We start from the raw sequence: 12,474 nt of genomic DNA, 5'->3' as shown, positions 1-12,474 counted from the left end.
GAGAAGGGGGGCGAAGTCGGCGTCGTCGGCAAAGCTGACCAGTTCGACTTCCAGGCGGTACAACTCGCTGACTGCTTCGGTCAGTTCGAACGACACCACATCAAACGGTATTGCCTCATCGGCGGGTGTGCTGAAGGTGAAGCGCACATCATTCAAGTTGCTCATACGGGCTCCTGCGGTTTATTCCATCGGGCAGGTTCACGAGGCCGGGCGCGTTATAGAATGCGCGGCGTAAGTGCACCCAAAGACCGTAACGGGGAATCCATTCCAGGTCGCCGTTATCACGTCCTAAAAAGTTGTAGGAAGTTTCTCTAAATACGCCGCTATTTGTTTTTATGGGCATAACCGTACTCGCCGTACCTATAGGTAAGGTGACTGTTGAGTCATATCAAGACAGCCTTGCTGAAGTTATTGCTGGAGCATGGTCTGCAGTGATGCCAACACCTGTTGGGTAATGCCGTTGAGTTTGGTGGTGAAGTACAGATAGATGCCGGTGCAGCACACGCCCATGACCGCCCACGGTGTCCACCAGGGCAGTTGACGGTTCATGCGATAGTGCCGGGGTGCCACGTTGGTGAAAGGATCGGTCAAACGTTCGGCGGTAGGCCGGCTGCCGCGCAGCTCAATGATTCGCTCGTGCAGGCGATTCATCCAGATATCCAGCTCCTGATCGCCGTTGGTCTGGTTGGCATACTTGCCTCGGTAGCCCAATGCCAGGCACCAGAACAGGAACACGAACAGGTCATAGCGATTCTCCGGCGCCTCTAGCAGGCGTTCGAGCACGCTGAAGAATTTCTCGCCGCCCCAGGTCTCTTGATGGATGGCGCTGAGCAAGGACTGCGCCTTCCAGGGCGACTCGCGTCCCCACGGTGTGGCCATCACAGCTTCGTCCACCACGCAGCACAGGCAGTAGGAGAACACTACACGGTCACCTTCATCGCAGTGCTCAAGTTGGCGTACTTCCTCGACCATTCCATGGATCATGGTCTTGACATGAGCGTACAGCTGTTCGACATGGTCATACTGCTCGGTACCCTCCATGCGAATGACCAGGCCGAGCAGCGGCGAGGCGATGTCGTGGATGGGGTTGCCTGTGTTCGAGCGGGTGTCGAATCCCAGGGCATCGATTTGCGGGAATAGCTCGCTCAGTGAAGGCGACTCTTGGGCATCGATATGCCCTTTTGCGTAGGCCTGTTCGGGCACGCTCTTCATAAGTGGACCTCCTGGTCACATTACCGGTTGCCGCCCGGTCCGGGCGGGCCATAGCTGGCGGGTTGCGTTGGCGGTGTTGACGATTTCGAGTGGATGAAAGGCATTGCTGCTGGCGTACAACGCCATAAAGTGGGGCATCACGTCGCTGAATAACTGCAGCTCGACCTCGCACTCTTTAAACCTCATGTTTGTTGTGTTGAGTGCTCTAACTAAAGGTGCTGGTCCGAATCAGTAAGCACTGATCGGGAAGATGTGTAAGAAAGTTCTTACAGGCTCACGGTTTAATTGCGGTGAGGTGGTGCGCGCTGTTCAATTATTTATCGCAGGTCGTTGAGCGTTGTTCTCAATAAAAGTGTTAGCACTTATTTCATTTCTTCGGGCTTTACTAAGTGATTTGGTCACGTGACGGCAGTTATTGACCTGTTCGCCCGCCGGATCGTTGGCTGGCTATTTTCGCTGATAAATGATGCGCACCTGGTCACTAAAGCACTGAGGGTTTTCTCGGCGGCGGCCATTTCGCACCGTGGGCAGAACGCCCAATAAATACGGCACTTTGGCCTATTCAACTGCCCGTAGCCGGCTCGTACGCTAGGCCCATCAAACAACAGCAAAAAGGAATGCCTTCGTGACTGAATACAACATTGCCCTGGTCGGTTTTGGCGGTGTCAACAGAGGCCTGGCCCAGTTGATCGCAACGCATAATGACAGCTGGCAGGCCACCCTCGGCTTTAGCCTGAAGATCGTCGGCGTCACCGACCTGTTCCTCGGTTCGGTGGTCGACCGCAATGGCCTGGACGCTGCCGAACTGGCAGCCTTGCCCGCCGAAAAGGGCGCGCTCGCCCTGATTGCAGGGGGCACTGCCGAGGCGTTCAACGAGACCGTCATCAAGCAGTCCGGCGCGGACATCATCGCTGAGGCTACCTTCACCAACCCGGTCGATGGCGAGCCGGCGGCCACCTTCTGCCGCTGGGCGCTCGAGAGTGGCATCCATGTGGTGACCACCAACAAGGGGCCGATTGCATTGCACGGCGCCGAACTGAAGGCGCTGGCGCGCCGCCACAATGTCGCGTTCGAATACGAAGGCGCGGTCATGAGCGGCACCCCGGTGATCCGCCTGGCCAAGCAGGCCCTGGCAGGTTCGCAAATTCAAGGCTTCGAAGGCATTCTGAACGGCACCTCCAACTACGTGCTGACCCGCATGAAAGACGGCATGTCGTTCGCGGATGCGGTGGCCCAGGCGCAGCAACTGGGGTACGCAGAGGCCGACCCGACGGCGGACGTCGAAGGCTTTGACGTGCGCCTGAAGGTGGTGATCCTGGCCAACGAGTTGCTGGATGCGCGCTTGAGCGTCAGCGACGTGATGTGCTCGGGCATCAGCGGCATCAGCGCGTCGGATATCGTCAAGGCGCATGCCACGGGCCAGTGCTGGAAACTGATCGGCGCTGCCAGCAAGGGTGCTGACGGCACGGTGTCCGCGAGTGTCGAAGCGCGTTTGTTGCCGCTCGATCATCCGCTTGCCGGCATCAATGGCGCGGTCAATGCGGTGTCGTTCAACAGTGGGCTGCTGGGGGCGGTCACGGTGTCCGGGCCGGGCGCAGGGCGTATCGAAACCGCCTATGCCTTGCTCTCCGACATCATCGCCCTGCACACCACCCCGCGTCAGTAACGGAGCCTTTATGAGCGTATCTCGCATGGCCAGTGTTCACGCTGTAGCGCCGAGCCACATCGACGTGTTCAGCCCCTTCGACGGCCGCCTGGTGGGGCGTGTGCCCAATCTGGACGCCACGGCCGTGCCCGCCTTGCTGGCACGCGCACGGGCGGGGTGCCTTGAAAGTGCAGCGATGCCACGGCACCGTCGCGCGCGCATTCTTGAAGAAGCTGCGCGGTTGGTCGAAGCCGATGCGGCTGCGTTCGCCAACTTGATCGTGGCCGAAGCCGGTAAAACCCTGCGTCAGGCCCAGAAGGAAGTGAAGCGCTGTGTGAACACGCTGAAGCTGTCCGCCGAAGAAGCCCGGCGCAATGCCGGGGAGGTGGTGCCGTTCGAAGCCTATGAAGGGTCCGAAGCCCGCCAAGGCTGGTTCAGCCGCGAACCGCTGGGCCTGATTGTCGCGATCACGCCCTACAACGACCCGCTGAACCTGGTGGCGCACAAGTTGGGCCCGGCGATTGCCGGGGGCAATGCGGTGATCCTAAAACCGTCCGAGCTGGCGCCGTTGTCGGCGTTGAAGCTGGTCGATTGCCTGGTGCAGGCCGGGCTTGGCGACAACGTGGTGACCACGGCAACCGGTGGTGTCGAACTGGGCAAGGCGCTGGTCGAGCTGCGTGAGGTGCGCATGATTTCGTTTACCGGCGGTTTTGCCACCGGCGAATCGATCGCCCGCAGCGCAGGGCTCAAAAAGCTCGCCATGGACCTGGGCGGCAATGCGCCTGTACTGGTGCTGGAAGACTGCGACCTGGGGCCGACCGTGGAGTCCTGTGTCTCTGGGGCCTTCTGGGCGGCGGGGCAGAACTGCATCGGCACGCAACGGATTCTGGTGCAGCGCGCGGTGTACGAAGCCTTCCGCGAGCAGTTCGTCGCGCAATCCAAGGCTTTGCAGCTGGGTGACCCCGCCAGCCCGGACACGGATGTCGGCCCGATGGTTACCGAGCAGGCGGCCCGCCGTACCGAGCAACTGGTGGAAGAAGCGCTGGGGCAGGGGGCGACGCTGCTTTGCGGTCATCGCCGGCAAGGTGCTCTGTACGCACCTACGGTACTGGAAACGGTCAGCCACGACAGCCGTATTTGGCTGCAGGAAGTGTTCGCCCCCGTAGTAATCCTGGAGCCGTTCGACACCCTCGACCAGGCCGTTGCCCTGGCCAATGCCCCGGAATACAGCCTGCATGCAGGGGTATTCACCCGAGACCTGTCGACGGCGCTGAAGTTGGCGCGGCGGATCGAGGCCGGTGGCGTGATGATCAACGACTCCTCCGATTACCGCTTCGACGCCATGCCGTTTGGGGGCTTCAAGTACGGCAGCCTGGGCCGCGAAGGGGTGCGGTTTGCCTATGAGGACATGACCCAGCCCAAGGTGGTGTGCATCAACCACTTGGATTGATGGGCGGGTCTGCCTTGACAAAACAGGCGGTGTGGCCGAGTATTTGCAGCAATCGCGCCCAATCCTCTGGTGCTGGCAAGTCCGGCTCTATGGTTGGGCCTTCTCATTTCTGGGACATGGAAGTTGCGACAACTCGCTCCGCCCAAGCCATTTCAGTCCTACAGCAACCTGGCCAAGCTCTTGGTCAGCCGTGGAATGATAGTTGCGTGCCCCCTACGGGCTGAGCGCAAGCTGGCTCAAGTGGGGTACTACCGGCTGAGTGGGTTCTGGTTTCCTGCGCGAGAGTTTGTGCGGGACCAGCGCGGCCAAGTCACCCTCTGCAACATCACCCAAAAGCCGCTTCGCCAAGACACCTTCACGGCGGGCACGTGCTTCGATTCGGCATTCAGTCTGTATCTATTCGACAAAAAGCTTCGTCAGTTGATGCTCGATGCCATCGAGCGCATCGAAATTCATTTGCGCTCGATAGTTGCTCATGAGGTTGGCTATCACGATCCGCTGGCTTACCTGGACCCTCGTTTCATCAATCCCAGGCAAACTGCCAACTGGCAGGATCGGCGTGGGAGACAGCGCAACACCTGGAGCGAGTGGAAAACTCGGCAAACCGAGCAAGTCAACCGCAGCCGCGAAGACTGCATCGAATGGCACAGGCAGAACCACAAAGCCATGCCGTTTTGGGTTGTCGTCGAAGCCTGGGACTTCGGGACGCTCTCCAAATACTTTGAGATCCTGAAGGGAAGCCATCAAAACCGCATTGCAGCTCGACTGGGTATTAGCAATGCCAAAGTCCTGAAGGACTGGCTGCAGGAGATCAACACGCTACGCAACCGCAGCGCTCACCATACGCGCATTTGGAACCAGGTCGCCACCAACCCGTTACCTGTACTGCCTGCGGAGGCATACTTTAAAAACGTGGCGCTGGATCAGAACGCACTCAGCCGTCTCTACGGGCTGATCGCTGTAATCTGGTACCTGCTACGCAAGATCGGGCCAGGTTCACACTGGCTCCACCAAGTGGCGGACGTGATAGACACGAAGCCCGATTTGCCTGGCTGCCTCTTTGCATCGCTTGGCCTGCCATCCGAGAGTAGATTCCCACGACAGCTGTTCGGTTTCTAAGCCGCTGAGTTCGTCGTCTCGAGATCAACGTGCTCTTGAAATGATACCCGTCATGTATTGATTCAGATCGCGAAAATCCTGAACGCTCCAGGCGTGCGGCGGGATTTTCACACCGTTCTCCTGTAGCGTCTTTGGAATCAAGTTTCCATTTGGCCTAAGTATCACTGACGCCACAATAACGCCTGGGTAGTCGTTCAGGCGTTTCTTGAAGGCAGCCGTTGTAAGGTCAGGTGCGGGAGGGTTGCTTTTAGTGGCTAACGCCCCGGTTCCCCTGATATCTGCTCCGTGGCATACCGCACATCGTTGCACGTATAGATTTTTGCCATTGGCGTTTTCTGCGAAGGCGTGGGGTATTTGCGTGAGCGAGAAAACCCCTAGTAAAACGAAGAACAGTTTTTTTGATGTCAGCTGGCGTTGTTGTTGAAGGAGGTGTTCCAGCATCCCAGAATGTTCCGACATTCTTTCTTCCTTGGGTGTCAGTGCAGGGCTATACCGAATTATGCCAGAACACAACCTGATGCCAGCCAGTTAGGGCCAAGGGGGCCGCTGCTCGGCCCATCGCAGCGGCCCCAATTACCGGCAATAACGCCTAACTGACTGGCATTAAAGGCCCGTGAACTCTCATGCTCAACGCCGCAACAGGCGGCTCAGAACTAACGTGATGGCTGCACCAATGGCCAGCGCTGCGATGGGCTTCTCTTTCACAAAAGTAGAAACGTTATTCAATGCGTCACCGTAGCTTTTAGTGAGTTGGCCAGCGACCTGGCGCCCATCACCCTCAGCTTCCAGGGCGGGGTCGTCAATAAGCCGACCCACCGCGCTTTGTGCTTTACCGGTTACCTGCTCTGCAACACCTTCAATCTGTTCACGTTTCATAAATGATCGAACCTTTCTAGTGAGTGGCAATGGTCTTGCTGCTCAGGCTTAGGGCGCAGGGTTAACCAATTAGTTCAAAGAAGATGTCGCCGGCTAATTGCCAACGTCTGGACAGCGCCACTTACGCAGTCGCCATGTCGCCATATCAACTATTTATGTCCTTTGTGTGAAAGTTACGAAATACGTGAACTAAGTATTTGCCCCCAGCGATTCCTCCCGCAGTGCAGCATCACCAGAATAGCCGCCCTCAATTTGAACCGTCAGCCTCATACAATGGCCGCATAGTTGGCCAGGTGGGCTGTCGGCCTTGCATGCGCCCGTTGTTCGGGCTGATGTAACCGATACTGAATGCTAGGAAAGGAAAGTGTCATGGGAATGACCAGGCGTAAGTTTTTGATTGGCGGCGGCGTTGTGGCAGCTGCGGCAGGTGCGGGGATTCTTACCCCTATGCTGACGCGCGAGGGTCGGTTGATCCCCGGCAAACCGCGGTTCGGTTTTGTCGAAGGCACCGAGGGTGTGCTGCCCAAGCAAGCAGACGTGGTCGTCATCGGCGCGGGCATTCTCGGTCTTACCACCGCGATCAACCTGGTCGAGCGTGGCCTGTCGGTCGTCATCGTTGAGAAAGGTGATATTGCCGGCGAGCAGTCCTGCCGGTTCTATGGCCAGGTCATGACCTACAAGATGCCGGATGCGACCTTCCAGTTGCACCACCTTGCCAAGCAACGCTGGCGCGAGATGAATGCCAAGGTTGGTGCTGACACCAGCTACCGCACCCAAGGCCGTGTCGAAGTGCCTTTCGATGAAGAAGACCTGGAAGGCGTCAGAAAGTGGATCGACCTCAAAACCCGTGAGGTTGGCTCCGACATTCCCTTCAAGACCCGCATCATTCAAGGCACTGAACTTGAGCAGCGCCTGCGCGGTGCCTCGTCCAGCTGGAAGATCGCAGGCTTCGAGGAAGACTCGGGCAGCCTGGACGCCGAGCGTGCCTCGTACGTTATGGCCGAGTACGCCAAGAAAATGGGCGTGCGCATCTACACCCACTGCGCCGCGCGTGGGCTGGAAACCCAAGCAGGTGCCATCTCCGACGTGGTGACCGAGAAGGGCGCCATCAAGACCTCTCGCGTCGTCGTGGCCGGCGGTGCCTGGTCCAGGCTGTTCATGCAGAACCTGGGGGTCGATGTACCGACCTTGCCTGCCTACCAGTCCCAGCAGATCATCAGCGCGGCACCTCGCGCACCGGGCGGTAACGTTGCGTTGCCAGGGAACATCTACTTCCGCGAGCAGGCTGACGGCACCTACGCCACCTCGCCGCGCGTCGTGGTTGCGCCGGTGGTCAAAGAGTCCTTCATGTATGGCTACAAGTACCTGCCACTGCTGGCCATCCCGGACTTCCCGGTTCACGTGTCGCTCAACAAGCAGTTGATCGATTCGTTCCTTCAGCCAACCAGCTGGAAGCTGGATGAAGTGTCGCCGTTCGAGAAAAACAGGCTGATGACGGCGGCCCCTGACCTTCCAGAGCTCAATGCCTCGCTGGCAAAACTCAAGGTCGAATTCCCAGCCTTCGCCGAGTCGAAACTGATCGATCAGTGGAGCGGCGCCATGGCGATCGCCCCGGACGAAAACCCGATCATCTCGACCGTCAAAGAGTACGCTGGCCTGGTCATCAACACCGCGACCGGTTGGGGCATGACAGAAAGCCCGGTGTCTTCCGAATTGACGGCCGACCTGCTGCTGGGCAAAGCCCCAGTGCTGGACCCAACACCGTTTAGCCTGTATCGATTCTAAACCCCGCTACGACAATGGAATGACCGTGCATGCCTCGTCGAGGCGTGCACATCACCCGTGGTAATCAACTAGGAGAAACACATGAAGGTCGCTTTCAAGACCGTTGCTGCATTGGCCCTGACAATTGCTGGTGCCGGGAGCGTTCATGCACAGGATGTCGTGCGCCACAGCGCAGGCAGTTTCCCCATTTCGGCAGCTGTCGAAGTACCCGCAGGCAAGACCGTCGTTTACCTGAGCGGCTCCGTTCCGTCGGCTATTCACCCAGAGGCAGCCAAGGATTCGCTGGAATCCTTCGGTGATACCAAAGCACAAACCATCAATGTGCTGGAGAACATCCAGAAGCAGCTCAAAGACCTCGGTCTGGGCCTGAAGGATGTGGTGAAGATGCAGGTATTCCTGGTAGGCGGCCCGGAGAACGGCGGCAAGATGGACTTCGACGGCTTCATGGCCGGCTACACCCAGTTCTTCGGCCCAGACGCCAAGCAGCCAGTCCTGCCTGCACGTTCCGCGTTCCAGATTGCAGGCTTGGCTCACCCAGCCTGGCGTGTTGAGATCGAAGTGACTGCAGTTCGTCCCTGAGAGGGATAGTTGCTGAAGGCTGGCGCGGCCTAGCCACGCCTGCCTGCGTACCTCGCCTCAGCGTGGGTTGACCACCGCAGCCGAGGTACGCAGCACCAGCAGCGCCCCCAAGGCGATCACCAGCGACAACAGGTACAGCGCCAGGCTGGCACTTTGCGTGTTATCGCGCATCCAGCCGATCAGTTAAGGCGCCACGAAAGCGGCGACACTGCCCAGCGAGCTGATCAGCGCCAGCCCCGGCGCCAGTATCGGGCCGGCCAGATAGGCGGGTGGCAACTGCCAGAACATCGGCAATGCGCTGCTGGCGCCCATGCCGGCAATGGCCAGGCCGGCCATGACCCATAGCGGTGACTGCGGCTGCAGGCCGGTCAGGGTCAAGCCCAACGCGCACATCAGAATCGGCACGCACAAGTGCCAGCGCCGCTCTTTGTGGTGGTCGGAAGAACGCCCCACGGCAATCATGAAGAAGCAGCCCGCCAGATAGGGCAGGGCACTGAGCAGGCCAACCTGGCTGTCGTGGGCAACCCCCGAGCCGTGGATCAGCGCAGGCATCCAGAAGGCCAGGGTGTTGACCGCCAGCATGACCGCGAAATAGATCGCCACCAGCAGCCAGACCTGGCCATTGGCAAAGATGCCGCGCCAGGAACTGATCTGTTTGCGCGCTTCTTCGCCGGCCAGCGTTTGCCGCAACGCCTGCTTCTGCGCGTCGCTGAGCCAGCGTGCGTCTTCGATGCGGTCGTCGAGCCGCGCCAGTATCACCAGGCCCAGCGCCACGACTGGCAGGCCTTCGATCAGGAACATCCACTGCCAGCCGCGCAGCCCGGCGGTGTCTTGCATGTGTTCGAGGATCCAGCCCGATACCGGGCCGCCGACTACGCCGGCCATAGGCACCGCCAGGGTGAACAGGGCCGTGATCGACGCCCTGCGCCCAGCCGGGAACCAGCGGTACAGGTAGACCAGAATGCCCGGGAAGAAACCGGCTTCGGCCACCCCGAGGCCGAAACGCAGGGCGTAGAAACCCTGGGCGCTTTCAATCAGCAGCATGGCACTGGAGAGCAGCCCCCAGGTCACCATCATCAGGGCGATCCAGCGCCGCGGGCCGAGCTTGTCGAGCACCAGGTTGGCCGGCACGCCAAACATCGCATAAGCGACGAAGAACAGCCCGGCCCCCAGGCCGTACACGGTGTCGGAGAATTGCAGGTCGTTGCTCATCTGCAGTTTGGCGAAGCCGATGTTAATGCGGTCCAGGTGGGCGAACACGTAGCTGATCAGCAGCAGCGGCATGATCCGCCAGCTGACCTGGCGGTGGGTGCTGGCAGTGCTCTGCGTGTGTTGCAGAGTCTCGAAGGTCTGACTCATGGAAGTACCTCGAAGGGCAGGTGTAGGGGGATTCACCAGAGTTTCAGGGTGTAGCTGAGGATCAGCCGGTTCTCGTCCATGTCGCTGGCGTAACTGGAGCGATAGGCCGCGTTGCGCCAACGCAGGCTCAGGCCCTGGAAGTAGCCGGCCTGAATCACGTAGGTGAGGTCGGTGTCGCGTTCCCACTCATGGCCGTCGGCAGCGCCGGTGCGGATCTCGTCGCCCCGCACGTAGCGGGTCATGAAGCTCAGCCCGGGTAGCCCAAGGGCGACGAAGTTGTAGTCATAGCGGGCCTGCCAGGAGACCTCGCCGGCACTGGTGAAGGTGCCGATCGTGACCAGGTTGGCGGTGTACGGCGGGGTGTAGCCGTTCAGGGTGGGGAAGGCGTCATTGCCGTACATGCGCTGGTAGCCCACGCCAACCTTGTGCGCGCCAACACTGAAGGTGCTCATCATGTTGAAGTTGCGGTTGTCGACGCTGCCGGCCTTGGCAGTGCCGGCGCTGTTGCTGTCGAAGTAGCGCAGGTCGGTGAGCAGCGACATCCCTGGCCCCAGTGGCAGCGTGTGCACCAGGCCGTAGTAGTCTTGCCGGTAGACGTCGTGCAGTTCGCCGCGAAAGACGCTGGCGATCAAACCGTGGCCCATGTCATAGCTGGCGCCGAGTACATCGAAGGCGCCGCTGTCGAAGTCGGCGCTGCGCCCGGCCAGGTACATGCGGTCGCTGCCTGACGATTCGCGGGTGCGCGAGCGCCAGAGTTGCCCGGCGGTGAGGGTAAGCCGTTCGACGTCCTGCGACTGCAGCAGCGCGCCATCGAACGTCTGGGGCATCAGGCGCATGTCATCACGGAAGACCACGGGCAAAGTCGGGGTGAGGATGCCGACGTCGAGTCGGGTCTTGGCCACGCGCAGCTTGCCGGTAACCCCCATGTGGCTGAAGTCGTCCACCGGCCGGCCTGATTGCGAGCCAAAAGGCAGCGTGCCGTCGCCGCTGCGGCCACGCCCTGAGTCGAGCTTGACCCCCAGCAGGCCGAGATAATCCAGCCCGAACCCGACAGGCCCGTCGGTGAACCCCGACTGCATTCGGAGCATGAAGGCTTGCGACCAGTTGCCGACTTGCGAGGCCTTGGCACCGCTCTGGCGAAAATCGCGATTCTGGTAGAAGTTGCGCAGCTCCAGGCTGCCCTGGCTGTCGGCGACGAAGTCGGCGCGGGCATGCACTGGCAAAGCCAGTGCTGCCAGCAGGGCCAGGCGCAGGCAGGTGATACCCCGTTCAGGCTTGAACATGTGTTGTCCCTTTTATTGTTGTTATGGACGGCGGCCTGCGCTGCCTTCAGCCGGCCTTGCGGCTGGTGTGCAGGCGTTCGGCATCGGCACGTTTCTTCAGGTACATGCGGGTGGCGACGGCCGGCGCGTCACTGGCCACGGAAATCTCGTAGTGGTGGTCGTCACGGTCGTCGAGCGCGGCTTCCAGTGCCCCGAGCCCTTCGACGTCTTCGTTGAAGGCGGCGAACAGCTGCTCGTGCATGTAGTCGCCCAAGGCTTCGTCGTGTTGCGCAAAGTCGCGGCCATGGACAATGAAGTAGTGCAGGCTGTTGGCGGTTTCCGGGGTCAGGATGTGCGCGGTACGAATGTGAAACTGCTGGCGTTGCTCGGCCGGTTGCGCGCTGTCGTAGAAGGTCACGCTGACCCGGTGCAGGGCCGGGGAGAGAAACTCCGAGGTGGCAATGCGGGCTGCACTGGCACAGCCTTCCAGGCCTGTGGTCTTGCCCCAGACCGGTGACAGGGTGGTCGGTACCACTTCGCGGATCAGGGTGTAATGGCCTTCCTTGAGGTCCAGTTTGTACGGGGCACTGGCGTAGTCCGGGGTGCCGATAGTGTTGGCATGCAGGAAGCTCAGGTGGGTCAGGTCCATGAGGTTCTCATGCAGGCTGACGTAGTTGCCCGGGTGATGGAAATACCCGGAGGTGCAGGCCCAGGCCGGGTCGTCGATCCACGCCTGATGGGGGATTAGCGCCGGGTCGGCGAGGGCTTGCTCGCCCAGCCATATCCACAGCAGCGGCCCCTGGCGCACCAGCGGGTAGCGGCGTACGCCAATGCCGCGCGGGCAGTTTTTCTGGGACGGCACTTCGGTCAGGTCGCCGGCGGCGTCGTAGCGAAAACCGTGGTAGCCACAGACGATGGTGTCGCCTTGCAGGTGACTGCGCGAGAGTGGGAACGAGCGGTGTGCGCAGCGGTCTTCCAGGGCCACCGGTTCACCCGCTTCTGTGCGGTACATCACCACGCGGCGACCGAGCAGGCGCCGGGCCAACAAATGCCGGCCGACTTCATCGTCGAAGGCGGCAACGTACCACTCGTTGTAGATGAACGGGGTTTCACGGTTGGCCATCGGTTCGCTGGCCTTGCGCGCATGCGCGATGAGGTTGCTGCTTGGCAGTGACATGGGGTTGCTC

11 protein-coding genes and 1 pseudogene are annotated in these 12,474 nt (G+C 60.4%); 5 read left to right on the top strand and 7 right to left on the bottom strand.

What is annotated here, in order from left to right; all coding sequences use genetic code 11:
* Positions 1–408 precede the first annotated feature (408 nt).
* The gene (gene icmH / locus GIB19_RS21440) at positions 409–1,212 is read right to left on the bottom strand and encodes a type IVB secretion system protein IcmH/DotU (RefSeq protein ID WP_099429671.1); all 804 of its coding nucleotides are present in this window, start codon (positions 1,210–1,212) and stop codon (positions 409–411) included.
* Positions 1,213–1,227: 15 nt separating this feature from the next.
* Complete coding sequence (locus GIB19_RS21435) at positions 1,228–1,398, bottom strand: type VI secretion system baseplate subunit TssF (RefSeq protein ID WP_157765559.1); 171 nt, start codon at positions 1,396–1,398, stop codon at positions 1,228–1,230.
* Between the two features lie 439 nt (positions 1,399–1,837).
* Between GIB19_RS21435 and GIB19_RS21430 the strand changes: the two genes are divergently transcribed.
* From GIB19_RS21430 to GIB19_RS21420, 3 genes are all read left to right on the top strand, one after another.
* Positions 1,838–2,878 (top strand): homoserine dehydrogenase, encoded by a 1,041-nt coding sequence (locus tag GIB19_RS21430; RefSeq protein WP_274887904.1) that lies wholly within the window; start codon positions 1,838–1,840, stop codon positions 2,876–2,878.
* Between the two features lie 10 nt (positions 2,879–2,888).
* Entirely contained in the window at positions 2,889–4,307 is a 1,419-nt protein-coding gene (locus GIB19_RS21425) for an aldehyde dehydrogenase family protein (RefSeq protein WP_274887903.1), read from the top strand.
* A gap of 123 nt (positions 4,308–4,430) precedes the next feature.
* Positions 4,431–5,426 carry an Abi family protein gene (locus GIB19_RS21420; protein ID WP_225876648.1) on the top strand — a complete coding sequence of 332 codons (996 nt, stop codon included), beginning with the start codon at positions 4,431–4,433 and terminating at the stop codon, positions 5,424–5,426.
* 24 nt (positions 5,427–5,450) lie between these two features.
* Here GIB19_RS21420 and GIB19_RS21415 read toward each other — a convergent pair whose 3' ends face one another.
* Both GIB19_RS21415 and GIB19_RS21410 read right to left on the bottom strand, forming a co-directional pair.
* Positions 5,451–5,867 (bottom strand): c-type cytochrome, encoded by a 417-nt coding sequence (locus GIB19_RS21415; RefSeq protein ID WP_446731404.1) that lies wholly within the window; start codon positions 5,865–5,867, stop codon positions 5,451–5,453.
* Between the two features lie 186 nt (positions 5,868–6,053).
* Positions 6,054–6,302 (bottom strand): CsbD family protein, encoded by a 249-nt coding sequence (locus GIB19_RS21410; protein WP_027596354.1) that lies wholly within the window; start codon positions 6,300–6,302, stop codon positions 6,054–6,056.
* 393 nt (positions 6,303–6,695) lie between these two features.
* Between GIB19_RS21410 and GIB19_RS21405 the strand changes: the two genes are divergently transcribed.
* Both GIB19_RS21405 and GIB19_RS21400 read left to right on the top strand, forming a co-directional pair.
* The gene (locus GIB19_RS21405) at positions 6,696–8,087 is read left to right on the top strand and encodes an NAD(P)/FAD-dependent oxidoreductase (RefSeq protein ID WP_308445336.1); all 1,392 of its coding nucleotides are present in this window, start codon (positions 6,696–6,698) and stop codon (positions 8,085–8,087) included.
* A gap of 81 nt (positions 8,088–8,168) precedes the next feature.
* Complete coding sequence (locus tag GIB19_RS21400) at positions 8,169–8,666, top strand: RidA family protein (RefSeq protein ID WP_033694339.1); 498 nt, start codon at positions 8,169–8,171, stop codon at positions 8,664–8,666.
* Between the two features lie 57 nt (positions 8,667–8,723).
* On the opposite strand, the pseudogene GIB19_RS21395 reads toward GIB19_RS21400, so the two are convergent.
* From GIB19_RS21395 to GIB19_RS21385, 3 genes and pseudogenes are all read right to left on the bottom strand, one after another.
* Positions 8,724–10,025 (bottom strand): annotated as a pseudogene (locus GIB19_RS21395) (MFS transporter).
* Between the two features lie 32 nt (positions 10,026–10,057).
* Positions 10,058–11,308 (bottom strand): OprD family porin, encoded by a 1,251-nt coding sequence (locus GIB19_RS21390; RefSeq protein WP_274887899.1) that lies wholly within the window; start codon positions 11,306–11,308, stop codon positions 10,058–10,060.
* Positions 11,309–11,354: 46 nt separating this feature from the next.
* Positions 11,355–12,464, bottom strand: coding sequence for an aromatic ring-hydroxylating dioxygenase subunit alpha (locus GIB19_RS21385; protein ID WP_099429664.1), 1,110 nt, complete (start codon positions 12,462–12,464; stop codon positions 11,355–11,357).
* Positions 12,465–12,474: the final 10 nt, after the last annotated feature.

It is taken from the genome of Pseudomonas sp. ITEM 17296, assembly GCF_028895205.1.
GTDB classification, from domain to species: domain Bacteria; phylum Pseudomonadota; class Gammaproteobacteria; order Pseudomonadales; family Pseudomonadaceae; genus Aquipseudomonas; species Aquipseudomonas kermanshahensis.
This window is presented reverse-complemented; position numbering and strand designations above follow the sequence as displayed.